At 36.7% G+C, this 22319-nt stretch carries 17 protein-coding genes; 15 read left to right on the forward strand and 2 right to left on the reverse strand.

What is annotated here, in order from left to right; all coding sequences use genetic code 11:
- The first annotated feature begins 7 nt into the window (after positions 1-7).
- From atpC to DWY07_RS06455, 9 genes are all read left to right on the forward strand, one after another.
- Entirely contained in the window at positions 8-415 is a 408-nt protein-coding gene (gene atpC, locus DWY07_RS06415) for an ATP synthase F1 subunit epsilon (RefSeq protein ID WP_117784657.1), read from the forward strand.
- A 100-nt stretch (positions 416-515) separates the two neighbouring features.
- Positions 516-1241, forward strand: a complete 726-nt coding sequence (locus tag DWY07_RS06420) for a lysophospholipid acyltransferase family protein (RefSeq protein WP_117822501.1) — start codon at positions 516-518, stop codon at positions 1239-1241.
- A gap of 272 nt (positions 1242-1513) precedes the next feature.
- Positions 1514-2404 carry a hypothetical protein gene (locus tag DWY07_RS13370; RefSeq protein WP_117822502.1) on the forward strand — a complete coding sequence of 297 codons (891 nt, stop codon included), beginning with the start codon at positions 1514-1516 and terminating at the stop codon, positions 2402-2404.
- Positions 2405-2734: 330 nt separating this feature from the next.
- Positions 2735-4021: an aminotransferase class I/II-fold pyridoxal phosphate-dependent enzyme gene (locus tag DWY07_RS06430; RefSeq protein WP_117822503.1), complete on the forward strand. Its 1287-nt coding sequence runs from the start codon at positions 2735-2737 to the stop codon at positions 4019-4021.
- 201 nt (positions 4022-4222) lie between these two features.
- Positions 4223-4789, forward strand: a complete 567-nt coding sequence (locus tag DWY07_RS06435; protein ID WP_242997319.1) for a LytTR family transcriptional regulator DNA-binding domain-containing protein — start codon at positions 4223-4225, stop codon at positions 4787-4789.
- Positions 4790-4945: 156 nt separating this feature from the next.
- On the forward strand, positions 4946-8587 hold the full coding sequence (locus DWY07_RS06440) for a hypothetical protein (protein ID WP_117808524.1): 3642 nt from the start codon (positions 4946-4948) through the stop codon (positions 8585-8587).
- Between the two features lie 16 nt (positions 8588-8603).
- Complete coding sequence (locus DWY07_RS06445; protein WP_117808525.1) at positions 8604-9275, forward strand: hypothetical protein; 672 nt, start codon at positions 8604-8606, stop codon at positions 9273-9275.
- Positions 9276-9386: 111 nt separating this feature from the next.
- A complete protein-coding gene (locus DWY07_RS06450; protein WP_117822505.1) occupies positions 9387-10073 on the forward strand; it encodes a hypothetical protein in 687 nt (228 codons plus the stop codon).
- 81 nt (positions 10074-10154) lie between these two features.
- Positions 10155-10736, forward strand: coding sequence for a hypothetical protein (locus DWY07_RS06455; RefSeq protein ID WP_147340244.1), 582 nt, complete (start codon positions 10155-10157; stop codon positions 10734-10736).
- Between the two features lie 124 nt (positions 10737-10860).
- Here DWY07_RS06455 and DWY07_RS06460 read toward each other — a convergent pair whose 3' ends face one another.
- Positions 10861-11787: a tyrosine-type recombinase/integrase gene (locus DWY07_RS06460; RefSeq protein WP_117822507.1), complete on the reverse strand. Its 927-nt coding sequence runs from the start codon at positions 11785-11787 to the stop codon at positions 10861-10863.
- 415 nt (positions 11788-12202) lie between these two features.
- Between DWY07_RS06460 and DWY07_RS06465 the strand changes: the two genes are divergently transcribed.
- A complete protein-coding gene (locus DWY07_RS06465; protein WP_117822508.1) occupies positions 12203-14473 on the forward strand; it encodes a radical SAM protein in 2271 nt (756 codons plus the stop codon).
- A 66-nt stretch (positions 14474-14539) separates the two neighbouring features.
- Here DWY07_RS06465 and DWY07_RS06470 read toward each other — a convergent pair whose 3' ends face one another.
- Positions 14540-16114, reverse strand: coding sequence for a pentapeptide repeat-containing protein (locus DWY07_RS06470; RefSeq protein WP_117784667.1), 1575 nt, complete (start codon positions 16112-16114; stop codon positions 14540-14542).
- Positions 16115-16343: 229 nt separating this feature from the next.
- Between DWY07_RS06470 and DWY07_RS13520 the strand changes: the two genes are divergently transcribed.
- The 5 genes from DWY07_RS13520 to DWY07_RS06495 all read left to right on the forward strand — a co-directional run bounded on the left by DWY07_RS13520 (position 16344) and on the right by DWY07_RS06495 (position 22319).
- On the forward strand, positions 16344-17189 hold the full coding sequence (locus DWY07_RS13520) for a patatin family protein (protein WP_117822509.1): 846 nt from the start codon (positions 16344-16346) through the stop codon (positions 17187-17189).
- A gap of 119 nt (positions 17190-17308) precedes the next feature.
- The gene (locus DWY07_RS06480) at positions 17309-18796 is read left to right on the forward strand and encodes an MATE family efflux transporter (protein WP_117822510.1); all 1488 of its coding nucleotides are present in this window, start codon (positions 17309-17311) and stop codon (positions 18794-18796) included.
- A gap of 159 nt (positions 18797-18955) precedes the next feature.
- Complete coding sequence (locus DWY07_RS06485) at positions 18956-19606, forward strand: 3'-5' exonuclease (protein WP_117784669.1); 651 nt, start codon at positions 18956-18958, stop codon at positions 19604-19606.
- Between the two features lie 79 nt (positions 19607-19685).
- The gene (locus tag DWY07_RS06490; RefSeq protein ID WP_226801097.1) at positions 19686-20939 is read left to right on the forward strand and encodes an AI-2E family transporter; all 1254 of its coding nucleotides are present in this window, start codon (positions 19686-19688) and stop codon (positions 20937-20939) included.
- A gap of 72 nt (positions 20940-21011) precedes the next feature.
- Complete coding sequence (locus tag DWY07_RS06495) at positions 21012-22319, forward strand: ATP-binding protein (protein ID WP_008400495.1); 1308 nt, start codon at positions 21012-21014, stop codon at positions 22317-22319.

Here is a 22319-nt window from a genome sequence, read left to right on the forward strand (position 1 = left end):
GACAGACATGAATACATTTTACCTGAGAGTCATATCAAGTAATAAAGTATTTTTTGATGATAAGGTTACGAAGTTTGTATTGCCTTTGGAAGATGGTGAGATGGCAGTCCTTCCTCACCATGAGAATATGATCATTGCAACCAGTATCGGGGAGATCCGAATTGATACACCGGATGGAAAGAAGATCCTTGGTGTTGTCGGGGAAGGATTTGCCCAGATCGTAAATAACCGTGTAACGATGCTGGTGGATTCTGCAGAGCATCCGGAGGATATCGACAGAGTCCGTGCTGAACAGGCACTTGAACGTGCGAAAGAGCGTTTGAGACAGAAGGAAAGTCTGAAAGAGTACAAACAGACAGAAGCATCTCTTTCCAGAGCGTTAATGCGATTAAAGGTAACGGGTAGAGATTTATAAATGGCCGGATCCGGTGCGGATCGCACCGGATCAAAAAAACAGTTGTTGGATATTGCAGTACTTTTGGACAGAGAGTTGTAAATTCAGGGGATTTAGGTAGATGGTTAGATTTTTTATAGTGATCATTTCCTGTTTTTTTCTGATTTTGTATTATGTTCCGAAGATGTCATATTATGCCAGACATGGTGAGAAATATGATGAGGAGACATGCTACAGAATGGCACAGGTTATGATCGAGCATGTAAAGAAAAGAGGGCGTATCGAGACGGTTGCATCCGGCATGGAGAATCTGCCGACGGAAGGCGGATATATCATGTTTGCAAATCATCAGGGCAAGTACGATGCACTTGGTGTTATAAGCGTACATGAAAAGCCATGCACATATGTAATGGATGCGAAGCGATCACATTTGTTTATCGTCACGCAGTTGTGTGAGCTGTTAAAGGCAAAGCGTCTGGATAAAACCGATCTCAGGCAGCAGGTTCAGGTAATTAATGACGTTGCGACAGAGATCAAAGCGGGAAGACGATATATTCTTTTCCCGGAAGGCGGATATAACCATAACCATAATTCTCTGAGAGGCTTCCTGCCGGGAAGCTTCAAGATCGCACAGAAGGCAAAATGCCCGATCGTGCCGGTTGTATTATATGATTCATTTAAACCATTCGAAGGAAAATCTTTCCGAAAGGTTATTACACAGCTTCATTTTCTGCCGCCGATCCCATATGAGACATTTGCAGATATGAAGACCTATGAGATAAGAGATATGGTAGTTTCACTGATCCAGAACCAGCTCGACAAGATGGAGAGCCTGAATGACTGGTAGGAGATTGCCGAAGAAAAGAGAGATAGCAGTTATGTTATCTCTTTTTTTTCGTGGAAATCCAGACAGAGCAGAAATGTTGTATCTGAATTTTGGGGTTTGAACATATACAAGTGTGGCATTTCTTTAGCAAAAATTTTAGAAATATATTGTCTGTTGAGATTTTAGATGGTAGAATAAATTTTGTCGATAATGAATATATTGTGTTATCGATGGGCTATCTGGCAGATGAGGCTGTCAGGTGAAATTTAGTCTGAATTATAAAGGAGAGTAACATGGACGAGAATATGAATGGAAATCAGCAAAATGGCATGAATGCCGGACAGCCGGATGGAGCAGCTCAGAATATGAATCCAAATCAGCAGGCATACGGCGGACAGCAGTATTATGATCCGAATCAGCAGGCATATGGCGGACAGCAGTATTATGATCCGAATCAGCAGGCATACGGCGGACAGCAGTATTATGATCCGAACCAGCAGGCATATGGCGGACAGCAGTATTATGATCCGAACCAGCAGGCATACGGCGGACAGCAGTATTACGATCCGAACCAGCAGGCATATGGTGGACAGTATGGACAGCAGCCACAGGGTAATAAGCCGGCAGGCGGTGGATTTGATAAAGTAAAGAATGCGATTGTGAATAATAAGAAGATCGTTATTATTGCGGCGGCAGCAGTTGTTGCATTGATCCTGATCTTTAACATTATCGGTGGAATTGCTGGTCACGGTAAGCAGAGCCCAAAGGCAGTTGTTAAGGCTTATGTAAATGCAGTAGAAAAGCAGAGCGGTAAGAAGCTGTATAAGCTGATTGATAAGAAAGTCCTTAAATATACGAAGGACGAAGAAGATATGGATAAAGATGAAATGATCGATAAGTTAGATCAGATTCTGGAATGGTCAGGTGAATCTCTCGAAAACCAGGTTGGTAAAGTAAAGAGCATCAAGGTTAAGTTCAAGAAGGTTAAGAAGTTAAAAGGCAGCAAGCTGGAAGATAAGCAGGAAGACTATGAAGATGAATACGATATCAAGGTTAGCCAGGTTGCACGCGTGGAAGGCACGGTCAAGGTAAAGGGCAAGGATGATGATATCGAGAATGATTTCACTATGTATGTCTATAAGAGAGGCGGAAAATGGTATCTGGATTTTAGTTCCATATACTAAGATGAAAGCTTGTAAAAGTATCAATTTGTAAATACATATAAGATGGCACCGGTTGGAGAGAGAGTCTGACCGGTGTTATTTTGTTTGCATATTACTTAATGAAAACAAGTCATACATGAAAATAATGGAGAAAAATGCGATTTTTGCAGAAAAAACAGAATAAAATAAAGAAAATTCAATAAAATAGTTGATATTTGAAACGAAATAGACAAGAACTTTCAATTATAGGCTTGCCTTTTTTGAAAAATGTTTTAAAATAGCTAATAGGAATTTTACAGGACATAACTGATTTAACCGGAATAGAATAAGTGAAAGGCACAGGTATGTAGAATGAAGAAATACAAAGATATGAGTAAAGATGAATTATTGACTTTAAAAGCCGCTCTTTTGGAGGAGTATAAGGAAGAACAGGCAAAAGGTCTGAGTCTGAACATGGCAAGAGGTAAGCCTGGATTCTCACAGCTTGCATTGTCTATGGGAATGTTGGATGAGATCAATAGTTCTTCGGATATGAGAACTTTGTTAGGAAACGATACCAGAAACTATGGTGATCTGGATGGTATCGGTGAGTGCCGTCAGCTTATGGCAGATATGATGGAAGTGAAAAAGGAGAATATCATCGTATATGGTAACTCCAGCTTAAATGTAATGTATGATACAGTATCCCGTTCCATGACACATGGTGTAAATGGTTCTACTCCATGGTGTAAGCTGGACAAGGTGAAGTTCCTTTGCCCTGTACCGGGATATGACAGACATTTCAAGATCACGGAGTTCTTTGGAATAGATATGATCAACATTCCTCTGTTAGAGGATGGTCCGGATATGGATCTTGTAGAGCAGTATGTAAATAACGACCCTGCAGTAAAGGGTATCTGGTGTGTACCAAAGTATTCAAATCCAACCGGAATCGTATATTCAGATGAAGTTGTAAGACGTTTTGCGGCATTAAAGCCTGCTGCAGAAGACTTCAGAATCTTCTGGGATAACGCATACTGCATCCATCATTTATATAAGGACAAGCAGGCAGAGATTTTAAATATCATAGATGAATGTGAGAAAGCCGGAAATCCGGATATGGTATACATGTTTGGCTCTACTTCCAAGATCACATTCCCTGGCTCCGGTGTAGCAGCAATTGCAACATCTCCAAGAAATGTTGAATTTATCAAGAAGCAGCTTACCGTTCAGACAATCGGACATGATAAGATCAACCAGCTTCGTCATACAAGATTCTTTAAGAATATCGATGGCATGAAGGCTCATATGGAGAAGCATGCAGATATCTTAAGACCAAAGTTTGAGGCGGTTCTGAATGAATTTGATAAGGAGCTTGCAGGACTTGAGATCGGTTCATGGGTTAGACCGGTTGGTGGATATTTCATTTCATTTGATGCATTAGAGGGCTGTGCAAAGAAGATCGTAGCAATGTGTAAGGATGCAGGAGTTGTTCTGACAGGCGCAGGTGCAACATATCCATATGGTAAAGATCCAAAAGACAGCAATATCCGTATCGCACCATCCTTCCCATCTGTTGAGGAGATGGAAGCAGCTTCCAAGATCTTTGTGCTGTGTGTAAAGCTGGTCAGCATCGACAAATATCTGGGCGAAGAATAAGTAATAAATAATCGAATAGAGGACATATAAAAGCAACATCAATATGTTAAAAATAAGATTATCAGAAGGTAGTCTTATGGCTGGCATGTTGATGTTGTTTTTTGTTGAATAAAAAGAGCAGACGATTGATTTATGGGCGAAAATCTTATATTATATTGTTTACAGACATAATGCATTATGCGAAAAAGAGGGGGACATATGATGAAGATTGCCATATGTAATGGTGAAAAGAAATGCCGCGATCAGATGCGGACATCCATAGAGAATTATCTGGATACAAAAGAGATCTTATATACAATTGATACATTCGATTCAGGAGAGATGTTCCTGTGTGAGGGAGAATCCCTTCCTGAAAATTCTATTATATTCCTTGATACCAATACAACTTGTGTGGAAGAATGTCTGGATGCAGTTCTGGATAAACGGGAACCGCATACTGCCAGAAAGAAATTTACATTTAAAGAAGGGCAGACAGAGGTTTTATTCAATCACATTTTATATATTGAAAGTAAATTACATAAACTGGAGTTCCATATTATAGAAAATGGGAAAGTTCGGATATATACCAGGTATGGCACCATGAATGATCTGGAAGCAGAGCTGAAGTCATATCATTTTATCCGGGTGCATCAAAGTTATCTGGTAAATTTGCAGCATATCAGGCAGGTATCAAGATATGAAGTTACGCTTCATAATGGTGATATTATTTCGATACCGAAAGCCAGATATAAGGAAGTAGAGGAAGCATTTACAGCATATAAATATTGATTTACGTGAGTTTGGTCATTTTCTGCAATATATTGTCGTTTTCTGCAAAGTGGGTTGTTTGGAGGGGGATAAAACAGTATAGTGCATGAAAAGGAGGAAACAAAAAATAATTAAGTAACAAAAGAAAAAGGATCAATACATGGGAGGGTATTTATTATGAATTGGAGAAGAAAATGGAAACAGATAACAGCGGTTATTGCTGCTGGAGCAATGGTGGCAGGCAGCATGACGATATTGCCAGCAAAGGCTGAGGAGAAGACCAGGTATCCATATACTATATTTGCATCAGCACAGAAAGAAGGAGCCATTACGATAAATGCAGATAATTTCTGCTTGAATGGTGATATGGTGACGAATGGAACGATATCAGCATCGGGAAATCTTCAAATTAATGGAACAAAAAAAGAATCAGCAGAGGAATCTATGATGTATTTGTTTCATGCAATAGATGATGCATATTTTACTGATACCGATTATGTGGCATGTGAAGGAGACTATGTTTTAGAGGAGACGAATATCAATATCAGTACTCCGGTTGCGGCATCCGGAGAGATGAATCTGGAGGGAAATATTAACCTGAATACGGCAATTAAGGCATTGGAAACCATAACGCTTACCGGAGAGGTGAAAAATACAAATAATTCTGTTATCTATTCCAAATATGGAGATATCATTATTGACAGTACAAATGTGAATCTGAGTGGCTTGATCTACGCACCATTTGGACATGTGAAGATACAGGCACAGAATCTGGGATTAAATAACATTATTGTAATAGCGGAAACAGTTACGATCATAAGTAGTAGTGTAAATGTAAATTATAGTAGTCAAATGGCAGAGTTTATAGGCACAGAGTCTGAATTACCAGACATACCGGATGATGAGAAAAAATATCTGGAGGGAAGAGAGCTCCCAGATGTTACTACTGAAGAAAATAATTCAGAAGAAACAACAGAGGACAACAGTACCGAAGAAAATACAACAGAAGATAGTAGTACGGAAACGACAACAGAGGATTGGGATGCGAAACAGAAAAGATATGAGGAATTGATGAGTGATTTTGATAATTGGAACTCTTATCTGGATACTGATGAGGATGGGTTACCGGATGAAATGGAAGACTTACTGGGCAGTGACAAAAATCTTCCGGATACCGATGGCGATGGTTTAGATGATTATTACGAGTTTTTACAGCTTGGAACATCATTAACTGAACCGGATACCGATGAAAATGGCATTAGCGATGCGGAGGAGGATTTTGATGGTGATGGTTTGAATAATGCGCAGGAATATATGTATGGAACGCTTCCATGGGAGTCGGATACCGACCAGGATGGGCTGTCCGATGGAGAGGAAGTTCTGGTATATGGAACAGATCCATTAAAACCGGATACGGATGGAGATGGTTTGATCGATGGGGATGAACCGGCAATGGGATTTGATCCTACAAAGCCGGATACCGATGAAAATGGAATCCCTGATGGAAAAGAACGGATTGAACAGAGTGTTACATATGAGGTTGAGAATAAGGAGTGTGCTGTTACAGAGATTCAGGTGGATATGGTGACATCCGGCAGCCTTACGGCATCAACAACAATTGAAAGTATAATGGATACAGATTATGGATGTTCAAATGTAGCAGGTCTGGTGGGTGAACCATTTGAGATAACAACAACATGTACATTTGAAACCGCAACACTTTCTTATAAGGTTGATCAGACAAAACTTGGAGAAACGGAGTTTAATGATCTTCTGTTTTTATGGTATGATGAGGATAATAAACAGATGGTTGAGTTGGAGACAGAGCATGACGCTGAGACGGGGATTGTTAGTACGGAGACAACACATTTTAGCAAATATATGTTGGTAGATGCAAAAAAATGGGCGGAGATATGGAAGCATAAGTTCCCCTATGAGGAAAGACAACAAAGTAGGGCAGATGCATGTTATACATATATGTATTTTTTTGGTGCGGTTCCAACAGTGCTGAAAGACACAGCAGGAAATACAGAAGATATAAAGGGAAAGCAATTAACAGAGTATCATGTGAGTTATATATCTCAAACCAGACAGATTATAAATGCAGCAATTAACACCATGCATGAAAACGATCGGGTGGGATATGTGTGTGATTGTGGTCTTTACCATTCAAATAAGCAGTGGGGATCTGGCATGTATGATTATCTTCTTAATAATGAATTGAAGGAGAATCCTAAGAAATATCTTAGAGATAAAATAAATGGAAATGAACTTGGAGTTTATCTGAGGGCTGACTGGGGATATGATGATGCAGACGCACAGATGAGTGGAAATGATAATGTTAATATAATGGTATGGGATTATATAGTAACGGCAAGGGAAGATGCCAAACTCGGCAATACTGTCATTCCGGATCGAAGAATTATATTGGTTTGTGGTGGCAATATAGGGAATATTTCAGAGAATACACTAGCATTAGCAAAAAAAGAAAATATTCGAATTGATACGCTGATGATAGGAGATTATGCGTATGCGGCACCACTTATTAAAGCATCACAGGCAACAGGTGGACAATTTTATAAAGTAGAAGAGGTTAACCGTGACAATGTAGATGAGTTGATTTCAAAAATGAAAATTGGTGAACTTCCGGAAAATGAGTCTGGATTAGCCGGAGGCAGTAGTGAACTTCCAGATGAATTTAAAATAGATACGGATGAAGATGGTATTCCTGATGTAGTAGAACGAGAAGGAATGAGAAATCAGTATGGTATGATCGTATATACTGATCCAGAGAAAAAGGATACTGATGGGGATAAATTGACAGATGGAGAGGAGATGGATCCGACAAGACGAAATAAGCAGTTTTCGAATATAATGACACTGAATGTTCCTAAAAATGCTGATTTTTATTACATGAAATCCAGCCCAAATAATCCGGATACTGATAATGATGGTTATACAGATTATGAAGAGGTAAGAACATATCATTCCAATCCATTATTCAGTGATGTCCATATTTATGAGTTGAAGCACGATTATATAGCGGTAAATTATATAGACGAAGATGGTAATAGTCAAATTTCATATGGTGGAAATCAGGGATGGTTTGGAGAGGAATATAAACAAAATAATATTGAGAAATATTCAACAATTAGAAGCTATGGGTGTGGTTTGATTTCTATAAGTGATATCTTGTTGTATTTAGCGAGTGTAGATAGTAAGTATTCGACGGATATGACAGATCTTATCAGGACTGATAATGGAGCAATAGAATATAATTCTTATATTGAGTATATAAGTTATATGGAAAAGAATTTTTTTCATGTAAGAGATATTGATTTTGCTGGAGAAAAAGTAGTAAGTGGAATTAATGGAATATCGATTGCAAATGGTGTTAATAAATATAACTGGTTTTATAATGTTGGCATACATGGAAACTGGGGGAGTTGGACAGATAAAATACTAAATCGGATAGAAAAAATGCTGGAATGTGATATTCCTGTGACTTTGTCCGCTAATGCAATAAAGAAAGAGTATAAGGCACAAGCGGAGGAAGATGGATTATATATAGCGATGTATAAAAATGATTCTGAAATTCCAAGAGAGAAGAATTACAATATGGTCAGATCAACATTTAATAATCATTATGTTACGGTTACAGGGGTAATTAAAAATTCTATAGAAGATAGGATCTGGCTACAGGTATCGTCATGGGGAGAAAAGTATTACCTTGATTATGCAGAATATATGAATTACATGCAGGTATATGCCTCTATGGGAAGTGTTGCGACAAATATTTTACATATTACTATAGAATGATCGGGAGGAGATTCTGATGAAAAAAAGAATAAAATGGATCATTCCTGTCTGTATAGCGGGTGCGATAATAATAGCAATCATTATTGGAATTGTCCGTTATACCAGACCGATAGAAGAAAAAAATCCATATAATATTTATGTAAGGCAATATAGTGATATATATGAGCCGGATTGGGAATTGGATAATGTGGGTATATCGTCTGAAACGGATTATGAATATGCAAGAATTAAAGTACGTTTTTGGGGAGAAAATGATGTATGGAACTTAACTGATATGGCACATATCTGTTATACGCTTGCACCCAAAATAAGAAGTTATATGGGAGAAGAATATCAATCGTATGCATTGGTAATCAGCTTTGAAGGGTATGCAGGAGCTATATTCCAATTTATATATTATGATACAAATAAAAGAATGATTGCTTTTGATCATCAAAGATCGCATTATATCACATTAGCAGAGATTATAGAGGCATTTCCGGATATGACATCCATAAGCACAGACGGAAGTGTAGCAATGTCATTCGATGATTTAAAAGCTATTGAACAGTTGGATAGTTTACAGGATTGGTGGTGCTTTTCAGATACAATGCCGGAAAATTGGAAAGAATATATATGGTCCATATTCCCTGATTGTGAGATCCGTGACTTATCCAATTACTGGGAAATAGAAAAGGTTCCGTGGTAATTATATAACAGGTATGCATGATTTGATTGATTTGGTTAAATCATGCATGCTTTGCTATTTGGATTGTGTAATTCGGGATGAAGAGAGATATTAAAGAAATGAGAGGATCTATTGAAGAAAAATATAAGGAAGAGAAAAAAATGGCTTATTCCAGTCTGCATAGTAGTAGTAATACTTATTATGGTTAGTGGTATTATTCGCTATAACAATAACAAGCCGGAAAAAGAAGAGAATCCATATAATGTTTTTGTGAGGCAATATAGTGAAGTGTATGAACCTGATTGGGAACTGGATAATGTAGAGATAAGATCGGAAACAGATAAACAATATGCTGGAATTATAGTTCGTTTCCAGGATAAGACAGATACTTGGAATTTAGACAATATGGCTAAAATAAGCTATATTCTCGCACCAAAGATAAGAAGTTATATGGGAGAAGAATATCAATTATATTCATTATCATTTATGTTTAAAGGTTATGCAGGAAGAGCATTTTTGGTTACAAATTATGATAGCAACAAAAAGATGATATCTTTTACGCAGTTAGATGGGCGTGGTATTACATTACCTAGGATTATAGAGGCATTTCCGGATATGACATCTATAAATACAGATGGAAGTGTAGTAATGTCATTCGATGATTTAAAATCCATTGAACAGTTGGAGAGTTTGCAGGATTGGTGGTGCTTTAGGGAAACAATGCCGGAAAATTGGAAAGAATATATATGGTCCATATTCCCTGATTGTGAGATTCGTGACTTATCCAATTATTGGGAAATAGAAAAGGTTCCGTGGTAATTATATGGCAGGTATGGGTATATTATTATTTGAATTGCATGATACATCGTAAGATGACATAAGAGGTGGAGGTGGATGCGATTGAAAAAAGAATGGCTAGCAGCCTTTTCAATCATTGTTATTTTCTTAGGGTTAATTTTTATTCTTCTGGATTTTAAACGTTTAAGACTGATTGTATGGTCTGATTGGAAAGATTACCATAAGCTGATGTCATATAGAGGTATGTATATATCAGATGAGGATGATAGTACTATTGTAATTGATTTTCGGATGAAAAAGAAATTTGAAAAATGTTTACCGGAGCTTAAATCAGTATACGAAAATATAGCAAAGGAATATTATAGCAATACGAATGAAAAGAGAAATTTATATTTCTATTTTTATAGTGGATGGGGAGATACATTTCAAATCTACGTATATCCAGATACAGAAGATATAAAAATGATAATAGAAGCGAAGGGCGTTACTTTGAAAGAAATAGCAGAGATTTATCCAGAGACAATAGATTTGAATGCAGATGTTCAAAGTAAACATATAAATGATATTTGCAAATTTAATAATTTATCAAAGGTTAATTTATGGCGTAAGCTGTCGGAAGAAGAAAAATTGTTTATTCATTCAAAATTTCCAGACTGTGTTATAGAGGAATCGACAGAAGACTAGAGATGATCTGGAAGAAATGTGAAAAGATGGTGTGGAATATACCAGCTTCAAAGGTTAGATTTGAAAATCTAATATTGAAGTTTGATATATTCTGCATCATCTTTTTTGATATATGCTATATGGTTTATAGCATGAATTGATTTCGAGGATGTCTGGTTGCCAGAATATTACGCTGTTTGGCGACAGCTACATGAGTATATATTTCGGTTATGGTGATCGAACTGTGACCAAGCATTTCCTGTATATATCGAATATCTACATCCGCATCCAAAAGGCTGGTTGCAAATGTATGACGAAACATATGCGGTGTAATATGCATATCAATAGATGCAAGTTCTGTGTATTTATTTATCATACGCCGTACAGCCTGATCGGATAAGGGTTTCGCAGCCTGATTAACAAAGAAAGAATCGCAGGCGAATATTTCTTTGTGAAAAGTTATCTTATATTTTTTCAAAATATAAAGCACAGATTCATTCCCAATCTGGATGCGGCGTTCCTTTGATCCCTTTCCATAGATTAGAATGGTTCCGTCTTGCAGATCAATGGAATCATTGTGAAGAGAGCAAAGCTCGGAGATTCGAATACCCGTTGCAAAGAGTAGTTCCAGTACGGCAGTATCTCTTAATGCATTTTTTCGTTGATATTCTGTTGGCGCCAGTGTTTGCTGTCTGTGTGCTACAGACAGAAGCGTTTCGACAGTAGCTAATGGGATTGTTTTTGGTAAAATAATAGGTTCGCGAAAACGCAGTTGAAGCTTATCGAATGGATTTTGAGGCAGAAAATCCTTATATAACAGGTAATGAAAGAAGGCTTTTAATGAAGCAATTTTCCGTTTTACCGTTCTTGGTTTATATTGTTCGTGAAGACCTGCAACATATTCCTCTAAAAGATCGGGAGTGATATCTGTGATGTCAGAAGGAATTTGTGCATGTGCAAATTGTGCCAGATCAATCCGGTATGCTTTTAATGTTTTCTCATCCAATCGCTTCTGGTTCTTACAGTAGGTGAGATAGTTTTGAATGTGTGTAGATAAAAGAGTCGTAGTCATTTGTATCTGTTCTCCTTAAAATTATTTATTAGATGCACTTCAAGATAGATCCGATATAAGTCCGGTATGGATCTTACCAAGGTTATTTTGCTGTGCATAGAATCTCCGTAGCAGGGTTCTGCCTTGCTTAGTATATATTCTAGAATTTATAAAATGGAAGAATACAATCGAAAAATAAGAGAAATTTGGTCATTTTCTGTAATATATGGTCGTTTTATGCAAAATGGTTGATTTTGCATGGGATTGGGGATAGATTGGAGGGGAAGGAAAATAAGAAAATAAGTGATGGATAATCTTATATTATCAATCTAAAGGATGAATAATACTTAAATTATATCATCTATAAGTTTTATAAATTACACAGGTATTCTTTAGCCCCAAATAATAATCAAAATAATTGCGGAGGGATTAATAAATGTTTTTAATGTTCATTGGAAAGTATCAGTCAGATATGGCATATACAGGTCATTATTTTAATGGTTCCATTACCTTCTATGGAGATGGAACAAATGGCAATATATATTGTTGCTCAAAACATTCACGTGTTTATGACAAAAATGTGTTTATAAATTTTATTATAAAAAATATAAAATACAGATTAGACAAATATAATTTTATTTTTTATAACCAGAGTTATGCATATGAAGTCATAAACAAATTTCCGGAATGCAAAGAGCATATTTTAAATATTAATTCAAGAGAATTGCTTGATTGGCTATCAAACAAAACATTAGTTCGTGTATGGGCCCAAAATCTTATTGATGTACCATCATTTTGTACTGTTACTGGAAGTGAATGTACCTTTTCTAATTTTAAAAAATTATTTCCACAAGAAAATGAATTTGTAATTCAAGATAATTATTCATCTGGCGGATTAGGTAGTTTCATAATTAAAAAAGATCAAAATATGAAAGCTAACATACTCAATCCGTGCAATATTTATTTAGTTTCACCATTATTGAAAAATAGTTATTCAATAAATATACATATATTAGTTGGTAAATTTAATCAAATAATATTCTCACCATCAATCCAGATAATTGACCCAAATCAATCTCCGTTGATTTTTAGAGGATCTGACTATATCGAAGCACAAAAAATTCCAAAATTAATTATTAATAATTTATATAATTGTGCAAAAAAAATAGGTAATAAACTAGGAAAAATGAATTATAGGGGAATCTGTGGTTTAGACTTTATTGTTCAAAACAATAAATTATATTTTATTGAAATAAATCCCAGATTTCAAGGTTCCTCTTTTTTGATTAATCGTACATTATTTGAAAACAACCTTCCATCATTATATGAATTAAATGAAATGGCATTTTCTAATGAACCAATTAAAATAGAAAAGAAAAAATTAGAAAATTTGAATATTAATTATAGCTATTACAAGATAAAATATAGTAAAAATATAGCTGTAGAATATTTCAATAAATTATGTAATTGTAAAGATATCGATAAATATTTTATGGATGGTTTAAATATACAAAATAATATTCAACTTAGAGGATATATGTTTCGTTTTATTTCTAAAAGAAATATAATAAGTTTGAATCCAAATCATCAAATTAATATTTATCAAAATTTACTTTCGAATGAAATAATACGGTGTTCAATAAAATCTAATATGGATTGGAATAATCTAAAGACAGCCTTATTATTACAAGGAATTAAAATTGATATATCTGCTATGATTGCATTAACGGAATGTGGTGGAATTCAAGAAGGAACATTTGATGCTGTTGATATTAGATTTTCTAATGACTTAATAGTAAATTGTCCACTTAAAATCCCTTTTATAGATTTCTCGCCATTTACTTTAAAATATATAGAAAAAAACTTTTATTTATTTTATCTTGAAAAAAATATAAGTATTGTATATGTAGATAAAAAAGATTCTATCCCAAATGTTAAAACACATTCCGGTTTATTATATTCAAAAATGGTGCAGCGCAATAATATGCGTATTCGCATTCGTCATAATTCAATATGTTTGTTTAAACAAAATGGAAAAGGCTGTCATTTTTGTCATGCAAAAAATGAAGAATACTATAATTTTGATTTAGACGATATAACGGAATCCTTTTTGTTTTATCTAGAAAATTTTGAATTTAAGGAAATTATGATAGGTGGCGCTTCAAACGATAGAATATATGAGCCAACACTCATAAAGGATATTCTTAAAATAATTAGAATACATACAGATAAACCAATTTATATCATGAGTCTTCCACCACAAGATTTAAATGATATTCAAGAATATAAGAAATTGGGTGCAAACGAAATTGCTTTTAATCTCGAAATTTATGACGAAACCATTTCAAAGGAAATAATGCCCGGTAAAGGAATGATTTCACGGAATGAATATCTAAAAGCTTTACAAAAAGCTGTAGAAGTCTTTGGAAATGATGGACAAGTACGTAGTATGCTAATTGTAGGTTTAGAGCCGCTTGAATCATTTAAAAAAGGTATAGAGGTCTTATGCAAAATTGGAGTATCTCCCATGATATCTCCGTTTCGGCCTATGCAAAATACAAAATTAGCAAACTATGTTCCACCAAATTTTGAAGAATGTAAACAGTATATAAATACTGCAATAGAGATAACAAAAAAATATAATATCAAATTAGGGCCACCAAATATTTATAATCAAAACAATACTTTTAATCCTATTGATATATAAATATAAATGATAACCAGCCTTAAGCTCCCAAAAGGCTGGTTATCATTTATATGTTACATCTATTCCTTACTGATTGTTAGACGCAGAATAACTTTGAAATATAGGATCACAATTTAATATTGATCCTGCTGTAATATTATGACTTATGCTATTAATTGTAATCTGATTAGCCTGAATAATCTGTTGAGAATGTTTAATTTTCTCGCTACTTTGTTTTTCTATTTGCTCTTTCTTTAATAAATTATCTATTTTTATTTGTTCCGTTTGAGCCTTTATTAATTCTATTTGAGCAAGAGATTTTTTTTCATCTATTTCATTTTTGATATTTTCTTTATATTTTTTATATAATGTATCTACACCTAATAATCCAGAATATATAATGCCTATTATATAAAAAATACATTCAGGATTAGCTGTTATTTGACAAAAAATTTCATATGGAGAATAATGCCTTAACTCAATATAATTATTTGCATTTGTTGACGAATAATCAATTATAGAGTTTATGACTGAGATTAATATCCCTAACTTATCACATTCATTGGATTCTATATTTGTTTTAATAGTAATTCCTACCACAGTACCATCTTTTCCATTTACTAGTAGTTGGCGAACTTCACCGAGGTATCTTGATAAAATATAATAATCTGTCGATGAAAAAAATTGACATCCAATTTCATTTTGTATACATTCATATACAAAATTAAAATGTTTTGGCTCTAAAACAGGAATGGTTTTCAGCAATATACAAAAACTTCGTAAACTTCGAAACGACCTTAATTGCATAGCGACACGCACCCCGTTTATTATTGCATTGTATGCATCTTGATACTTATTTTGAGCGACATAAATATTTGCCAATGGGAAATAATTTTTTGTACCATAATAAAATTTTTCTAATATAGGGAGAAGTTTTAAATATTCTTCTTTCTTTATTAAACCACTTGAACTATTTGCAGAAGAAATTTGAACATTATCATCAGTCTGCATTAAATATTTTATCCCGTTAATTATATATGGAATAGTCGGAAATAATAGACGAGTATTATTCATATGGATATTATCAAAAACACACTGTTCAAAATTAAGTCCTTTCATTTGACAATTATCAAAATACACATCCTCAAAAGTTGCAGCTTCCCAAAGCATACCTAAAAATACACATTCTTTAAAACTTACGCTTTGAAATATAGCATTAGAAGCCATTCCAGCATCAAAAGTAATTCCTTCAAATGTACATTCTACAAATACAGCATTGTTAAAATCTGTGCCTTCTAATGTATTATTACCACTGATTGAATATTCAAAATTACATTGTCTAAAATTACATGAATCAAAAACTGTACGCTTTAATAAATTATTTGTAAAATTACAATTAGAAAAAATAGAACCAGTAAACCCCGTATTTGTAAAATTTGATTTTGTAAAATAACAATCAGAATAAAAGGAACGACGCTGATTCAAATTAGAATAATTTTTAGAAATCTGAGTTCCGAAATTTATTTTATATTGATCTATTCTGTAAAAATCTTTATTTTTTACATGTTTTTTTAATTCAATCTGTGCCTTTATAACATCTTCTTGTGAAATAGTTGTATCATTTATTGCATTTTGTAATAGTATTTCATTATCTTTATTCATAATAGTACTCCATATGTATTAGTTATTATCTTATATTGCAAAAGTCATATAATCTATCGGTCTCTAATAGAACTACTTACTTACTAAAACAATGGATAATATAAGATTATCCATCATCCTATTTATTCATCACCCCACCTCCAAAATTCCCCTTGCCAAAATCCAGATTTGCGTTATCATAGTAAAAACAAAAGATAGCAAATTCGTTTTGAAAGGAAGTTGAAGATATATGACAAAGACAGGATTGGTTTTAGAAGGCGGTGGCATGCGTGGCATCTATACTGCCGGAGTACTGGATGTATTTTTAGATCATAATATTACAGTGGATGGCGTGATCGGTGTATCGGCGGGAGCTATTCATGGAGCCTCTTTCGTATCCAAGCAGCGTGGAAGAAATATTGCATACAGCCTAGAATACCGAAACAATAAGGAATATATGAGCTTGAAGTCATTGCTGAAAACGGGAAATTTATTTGGAGTTGATTTTTGTTATGATCGACTGCCAAATGAATTGTACAAATTCGACTATGATGCATTTGAGGAGAATCCAACGAGATTTTATGTATGCTGTACAAATGTAGAAACCGGACAGCCGGAGTATCTGGAATGTACGGATCTTCGAAAGGATATGGACAAGCTTCGTGCATCAGCATCACTTCCAATCGTGTCACAGATTGTAGAAGTAGATGGCAAGAAGTTATTGGATGGCGGAACTGCAGACAGCATTCCGATCTTCCAGTTCAGGAGAATGGGATATCGAAAAGATATCGTAGTTTTGACCAGACCGGAAGGTTACGTCAAGGAAGAAGACAGCATGTTGAAGCTGGAAGCAATCCGGTATAAGGAATATCCGGAGTATGTGAAACGAATAGCCATGAGGCATTTGTATTATAATAAGACATTGGAGAAGCTGGCTGAACTGGAACAGAAGGGCGAGGTTCTTATTATCCGTCCGAGTGTACAGATCGACATATCAAGAACGGAAAAGGATGATAAGAAGATTCAGGCAATGTACGATCTGGGCGTGTATGATGCACAGAATAAGATCGAGGAAGTGGCTGAATTTCTGAAATAATGCATAAATATCTGGCTGATATAAAAAGATTGTTATGATTTTGGTATCAGAGTTTGGATAGATACAGAAATATTTATTTGTCAGTTTCTTACTATGGCTATAAGGCAGGATGTCTGCATATGAAAAATGATAATGTTCAAGGTAAAACTGACAATACGAAGGATAAGGCACAGGAGAATCATGTGAAAATGACAAAGACTCCTGTGCCTTCTCTTATTTTGCGATTATCGTGTTCAACCATTGTCAGTATGCTTGCCGGAACGACGTACAATATCGTAGATATGTATTTTGTTTCGGACCTTGGAAACAGTGCAGTTGCGGCAGTTGGGGTTTTATTTTCGGTACTTGCCATGATACAGGCGGTAGGGTATACATTTGGCATGGGTGCAGGCAGCAGAATATCCCGATTTTTAGGTGAACAGAAAGAAAAGGAAGCAGGCAGAGATGCACTGGTTGCGGTCTTAATGTCGCTGATTGCCGGACTTATACTGATGGGAGCAGGATTTCTGTGGCAGAAACCGTTGGTTGAGTTCCTGGGATCGACGGATACGATCGCGACATTTGCATTAGATTATGGATTCTGGATCCTGCTTACAGCGCCGGTTATGTGTGTGTCGTATGTACTCAACAATGTTCTGCGGGCGGAAGGAATGCCCGTCTGGGCGTTAGTTGGAATTGGAAGCGGTGCTGTCTTAAATGCGGTCTTAGATCCAATTCTGGTGTCAGGTTTGGAGCTTGGAATCCGAGGAGCAGGAATTGCCACATTTTGTGGACAGAGCGTAAGTCTCATTATTATGCTGATCGTGATGCTGAGTGGGAAAAGTGTGATCAGGTTTAATAAAAATACAGACATAATGGATCATTTGTCCCAAAATGCAGATGCCAAATATAAACCAACAGGAATGCGAGTTAAAATTGAGCAGATAAAGAGAGAGGATAGACGGGGTTTAGCGGTGTTTAAGCAGACAGCCATCGATATTACGAGAACCGGAATCCCATCCTTTTTCCGTCAGGGGCTGGTCTGTGTGGCGACCATCCTGTTGAATCGGGCAGCCAGAGCATATGGGGATGACGTGATAGCTGCGATATCAGTATCAAATAAAGTATTTGCCATATTATTTGCAGTCATGGTCGGATATGGGCAGGGCTTTGCACCGGTGGCCGGTTATAATTATGGAGCAAAGAAGAATGATAGAGTAAGAAAAGCGATCATATTTACGATTCTAAGTCAGGTCATTGCATCGGCTGTTACAGGTATTCTTGTGTGGATATTTGCATCCTCGATTATCTCATTATTTGGAGAAAATGCGGCACTTGAGCTGGGAGTTCTTTCTCTTCGGATGCACGCGGTATCATTGCCATTTATGGCGGTGTGTCTGGTCAGCGGTATGTTATTTCAGGCAATAGGGGAGATCGGAAAAGCCATTCTCATATCCTCCACCAGACAGGGAATCTTTTTCCTGCCATTGATCTGGCTTCTTCCAATGTGTTTTCAGGAAACAGGCGTGGCTCTTACACAGGGAATCTCCGATGTACTGTCAGGGGTATTTTCATTGCCGTTTATACTTGTGGCGATTCATATGTGTAAAAAAACAGGTAGAAAATAGCTACATTTTTTAACAGGGCATTTACAGGAAATCTCCACCAAGAAAAAGATAGACTTTTTTGGACGTGAATGGTATGCTGTAAGGTAAGATTGTGACGGTGGAAGCCATGTTCGACAGGCGGCTTTCATCCGGAAGACAGCTGTAGGAAGGTTGTGACACATGGAGTATATATTTGTGGATTTTGAGATGAATCAGATCGATAATTCTCATCCCGATGAATTAAAAATTTGCAAAAATGAAATAATTGAAATAGGAGCTGTTAAGCTGGACGATACATATAAGGAGATTGATTCATTCAAGACTTATGTAAAGCCGGGAATTACGCCTGTGACATCCAGAATAACAAATCTTACCGGGATCACAAATGAGATGGTAGACGATGCACCGGATTTTGCGATTGCGATGGATCGGTTCATTGCATGGGGCTTAAGCGCGGATGTGATCTATGCATGGAGTGAGAATGATCTGCGGCAGTTTAACCGGGAACGCAAGTTAAAATCCTACAATAATCCGGATGCACAGAAGCTTGCATCCAAATGGAAGGATTTCCAGAAGGAATTTGCACGTATGCTTGGAACCAGAAGAAGACTGGCACTGTCAGATGCGGTATTCTATCTGGGAGAAGATTTTCAGGGAAAAGAGCATGATGCATTGTGGGATGCCAGAAATACAGCAGAAGTATTCGTTCTTTCAAAGAACAGGGAGAAGTTTGAGAAGATCATGGCTCCGATTATGAATGCTTATAAACCAAAAGAGAATATGACCTATTCCATAGGAGATGTATTTGGAAACATCAATCTGCCGGAATAAATGGTCTTGGCATGATTGAGCAGACACGTTCTATGTGCCTGCTCAAAAAAATGTAAAAAGAAAGCAGAGGAAATTGAATTTGGAACTGAATAATTCGAATATGAAAAAGCTCATAAAACTGATCATTATAACTGTATTAGTCGTATTTTGCGTATTTCGTTTTGATAAAATCTATGCCTGCGGTACATGGATCATCGGGTTGCTTATGCCGTTCGTGATTGGATTTGCGATTGCGTTCATTCTGAATGTGCCGATGAAGGGATTTGAAAATCTGTTATTCCGAAATGAAAAAAGTAGATGGTATCGGTTCCGGAGACCGGTCTGTATGGTGCTTTCCATTATCTGCGTCGTCCTGGTGATTGCTTTTGTGATCACGATGCTGATACCGGAGGTCAGCCGGACAATTACAGCGATCGGACAGCAGTTCCCGTCTACGATGGAGGCAATTAAGAATTGGGCGGTGAATCTGGCAGCGGGATATCCGGATATCGTTGACCGGATCATGGAGATTGATATTGCATGGGATAAGGTGAGTGAGAGCGCGATCAATCTGATAAAGAATGGAAGCGGAAGCCTGTTGTCATCAACATTTAATTTTGCAACCTCCGTTGTCAGCGGTATAGTCGATTTTGTGGTTGGATTATTTTTCGCAATCTATATTCTGGCACAGAAGGAGAACTTGAAGCGTCAGACAAAGGGTCTGATATATGCGTTATTTAAAGAGAAAACAGCAGATAAGATCATCAAGACCTGCGTTATGGCAGATGAGACATTTGCAAATTTCATAACCGGACAGTGCTTGGAGGCATGTATTCTGGGCTTGATGTTCTTTGTATCCATGAGCGTTCTTAGTATTCCATATGCACTGACGGTCAGTGTTACGATTGTGGTAACGGCATTGATTCCGGTCTTTGGTGCATTTATTGGATGTGGTGTTGGTGCATTTCTCATTCTGGTTGACGATCCGAAAAAGGTACTGGTATTTTTGATCCTGTTTATCATACTGCAGCAGGTCGAGGGAAATCTGATCTATCCGCATGTGGTAGGCGGTTCCGTCGGACTTCCATCTATATGGGTGTTGGTTGCAGTTATCATTGGCGGAGATCTGATGGGAATTCTCGGTATGTTGATATTTGTACCGTTATCCTCTGTCTTATATGCACTGGTGAAGGAATTCGTACTTATGAGATTGCGGGAAAAGGGAGTCGCCTGGGAAAAGTATGGAGAACCTTACGCTTCGTCGGATGATGGCTGGAGGGAGAAACCCCGGAAGCGGAAGCAGAGACGACAGTCCAGACGCATGAAAGAGAAAAGAAGCAAGGAAAATGCCTGAGAGAAACGAGCTGGATAAAACAGGGCAAATGCCTGTTTATATAGACAAATGAAGAAAGAAGGATAATTTAAGATGTACAGAGATATAGCGAAATTAGTATTATATAGAAATCTGGGGGAGAACAGTATTCTGATGAAGCTGTCCGGGATATTTGAGGATTTTGACCGCGGAGACTGTCCGAATGCGGAGCTGGTTGCAAGGATCTACGACCAGATCAAGCGGTTGCTGGATCTTGCTACCGATTATGGATTTGACACAAATCTGTGGCACAATTATCTGGCATTTATTCTTATCACAAATGAGAATTCATTCTCTATGACGAGTGAAAAAGTGGGTGCCAATGACGGAACCGTTAATTATTTTGCAAAAAATGATTTCAAGATCTTCAAGAAGCTGTTTGATTTTGATTTCTCTGAGATTGAGGAAGCGTTGGATATTGACTGCTTCACGATCGTGAATAATTATAAAGCCATCGGCAAGAAAGAACGTATGTATAATAAGAATGTCAGCACAAAGGTACAGGATATCAGCCGTGCGATCGAAGGGGCAAAGGATGAAAATGATATCTTCAAGATCGTGACGGATTTCTATAAGGCATATGGTGTTGGAATGTTCGGACTGAACAAGGCATTCCGTATCGTTCATCCGACAAATGGAGATATGCAGTTTGTTCCGATCAATAACACAGAGGATGTTCGTCTGGATGATCTGATCGGATATGAGATCCAGAAACAGAAGATCGTGGAGAATACGGAAGCCTTTGTTGCAGGACGTAAGGCAAATAATGCGCTGTTATTTGGTGACAGCGGAACCGGAAAGTCAACAACGATCAAGGCGATCATAAATGAATATTACGATCAGGGACTTCGTATGATCGAGATCTATAAGCATCAGTTTCAGGATCTGTCTCAGGTTATTTCCCAGATCAAGAACCGTAACTATCGATTCATCATTTACATGGATGATCTGTCCTTTGAGGAGTTTGAGACAGAATACAAATATCTGAAGGCAGTCATCGAAGGTGGCTTGGAGATCAAGCCGGATAATGTTTTGATCTATGCAACCTCGAACCGTCGTCATCTGATCCGTGAGACATGGACAGATCGTACCGATCTTGAGAATAATAATGGTATGCACAAGAGTGATACGATGCAGGAGAAGCTGTCACTGGTCAATCGTTTTGGTGTTACGATCAATTACAGCAAGCCATCACAGAAGGAATATTTCCAGATCGTTGTAGGTCTGGCAGAGAAGAATGGCATCCATATGACAGAGGAGGAACTCTGCGCAGAAGCAAACAAATGGGAGCTGTCGCATGGTGGAATCTCCGGTCGTACAGCCCAGCAGTTTATCAACTATCTGGCAGGAAAACAGGAGTAA

Origin of the sequence: Clostridium sp. AF23-6LB, from assembly GCF_003461085.1 — a bacterium.
Taxonomy (GTDB): domain Bacteria; phylum Bacillota; class Clostridia; order Lachnospirales; family Lachnospiraceae; genus Coprococcus; species Coprococcus ammoniilyticus.

Coding starts and splice junctions, on each gene's coding strand:
- DWY07_RS06440 (WP_117808524.1), top strand. CDS start 4,946: ATGAATTGGAGAAGAAAATGGAAACAGATAACAGCGGTTATTGCTGCT.
- DWY07_RS06495 (WP_008400495.1), top strand. CDS start 21,012: ATGTACAGAGATATAGCGAAATTAGTATTATATAGAAATCTGGGGGAG.
- DWY07_RS06420 (WP_117822501.1), top strand. CDS start 516: ATGGTTAGATTTTTTATAGTGATCATTTCCTGTTTTTTTCTGATTTTG.
- DWY07_RS13520 (WP_117822509.1), top strand. CDS start 16,344: ATGACAAAGACAGGATTGGTTTTAGAAGGCGGTGGCATGCGTGGCATC.
- DWY07_RS06470 (WP_117784667.1), bottom strand. CDS start 16,114: ATGAATAAAGATAATGAAATACTATTACAAAATGCAATAAATGATACA.
- atpC (WP_117784657.1), top strand. CDS start 8: ATGAATACATTTTACCTGAGAGTCATATCAAGTAATAAAGTATTTTTT.
- DWY07_RS06465 (WP_117822508.1), top strand. CDS start 12,203: ATGTTTTTAATGTTCATTGGAAAGTATCAGTCAGATATGGCATATACA.
- DWY07_RS06485 (WP_117784669.1), top strand. CDS start 18,956: ATGGAGTATATATTTGTGGATTTTGAGATGAATCAGATCGATAATTCT.
- DWY07_RS06430 (WP_117822503.1), top strand. CDS start 2,735: ATGAAGAAATACAAAGATATGAGTAAAGATGAATTATTGACTTTAAAA.
- DWY07_RS06435 (WP_242997319.1), top strand. CDS start 4,223: ATGAAGATTGCCATATGTAATGGTGAAAAGAAATGCCGCGATCAGATG.
- DWY07_RS13370 (WP_117822502.1), top strand. CDS start 1,514: ATGGACGAGAATATGAATGGAAATCAGCAAAATGGCATGAATGCCGGA.
- DWY07_RS06480 (WP_117822510.1), top strand. CDS start 17,309: ATGAAAAATGATAATGTTCAAGGTAAAACTGACAATACGAAGGATAAG.
- DWY07_RS06445 (WP_117808525.1), top strand. CDS start 8,604: ATGAAAAAAAGAATAAAATGGATCATTCCTGTCTGTATAGCGGGTGCG.
- DWY07_RS06460 (WP_117822507.1), bottom strand. CDS start 11,787: ATGACTACGACTCTTTTATCTACACACATTCAAAACTATCTCACCTAC.